General features: G+C 42.1%; 1 pseudogene. It reads left to right on the top strand.

Annotation, left to right across the window (positions count from 1 at the left end):
* Positions 1-1,774, top strand: a pseudogene (locus ADM33_RS11450) (hypothetical protein); the annotation flags it as partial.

The following is a 1,774-nucleotide window of genomic DNA, read 5'->3' as shown; positions in this document are numbered from 1 at the left end:
TGAGCAACAAGCTTCTGTTTCAGCATCAACTTCTATCAGTGAGAGTGCTTCTACATCAGCGTCAACAAGTGCAGTAGCCTCAGCTTCAGCTTCAACGAGTGCTGTGGCAAGCGCATCAGCTTCAACGAGTGCGGTAGCCTCAGCTTCAGCTTCAACGAGTGCGGTAGCTAGTGTCTCAGCTTCAACAAGTACTTCATTGTCAGCGTCTGCAAGTTCAACGGTAAGTAATTCGCAAACGGCTACTGTGGATTCAACACAAGTAGTGAGCCAAGAAGAGACTGTAGAAAGTACTGAAGCTCAGCCTGTTTCTCAAGCGGAAACACTTTCGCCAACACTAGATGGCAAGGTAAGTCTTGCGAATTCTATTTCTAGGGCTGAAACCATTAATTCCATTCAAGCAGATGTGGCTACGACAGCAACTACAGCTATTGCTGCGACTGTAACAACAGAAGCGACAGCTAAGAAGACTGAAGAAGATCGCAAAAAACTAGCTAAACTATCCGCTGAAATGGGTGAGTATCTTGCTAAAGCAGTTGATTTACCAGATGCTGATTCAGCCATCACTAAGGTAAGTAGTGCTATCTTAGAAATTGAAAAAGCTTTAGCGAATTCAACTAGTGATTTGACAGCTGTAGTGAATAAGGCCACTTTGGCTCGTGATTCTATTGCTGCTGTAGTTTCTCAAAGTATTTCTAATCAAAATCTGAAAGAAGGAGATACAACAAGTCAAGATGTAGCAACTCCATCTAAAGTTCTTTTAGACCAAAATCTATCAGAAGCAGAAATACTTGCAACTCTTGCTACTAATTATTCATCAAAAGTAGCTAACTTAGAGAAGAAGGCCTCTCTGGATGCCGCTATTGCAAAAATCCAGTCTGAAATATCAAACAGTGATCGCTTACTAAAAGCTAAGGCAACTGAAGCTCAATATGTCCAACAACGAGAACAATTGGGAAGTGCAGTTGATGAGTTGATGTCAGCACTGACTGCTGCAGGTTTTTCGGGCAATACAACTGTTAATGGTAGCCCTGCTATAAGCGCAAATTTAAACATTGCAGTGGGTCAAACAAAAGTATACCCTGGTGAAGGGAAAGATCCAAATTATAATATCCCGATTTATTACAAGTTAACTGTGACAAATGATGGGTCTAAAATGACCTTCGTTTATACTGTTACGTATGATAACCCATCAACGACAACTGTTGAATACCCATCATTAGGCATGAACTATGCAATCTACAATACTAGGACATCTAATGGTTCCATGTTTACTTTGGGTAGTGGCTTTGGAACTCCTTCGAATGTAAATAATTACATTACAGATTCAAGTGGGGAAAAAGTTATAGACTATAACACTTCTATAATGACGCAAGAAGGTAATGGCTATAGTTGGGGAGATGGAGCCCAAATGACTGGCTATTTTGCCAATAAGGGTTATGGATTAACATCATCTTGGACTGTTCCAATCAAATCTACTGGCGATACATCTTTCACCTTTAGCCCTGTTGCTCGTCAAACTTCAGATTCAACGGGTACTAATTTCTTCAATGTCATTGTTGAAAGAGAAGATGATACAAATCAGTCAGTTTCGCAATCAGCGTCAACAAGTGCAGTAGCAAGTGCCTCAGCATCGACTAGCGCAGTAGCTTCAGCCTCAGCATCAACTAGCGCAGTAGCCTCAGCTTCAGCATCAACCAGCGCGGTAGCTTCAGCCTCAGCGTCAACAAGTGCAGTAGCAAGTGCTTCAGCATCGACTAGCGCGGTCGCTTCAGCT

Source organism: Streptococcus oralis, from assembly GCF_001075875.1.
Classification (GTDB): Bacteria; Bacillota; Bacilli; order Lactobacillales; family Streptococcaceae; genus Streptococcus; species Streptococcus oralis_I.
Note: the sequence above shows the minus strand (reverse complement) of the source record. Positions and strands in the feature narration are given on the sequence as shown.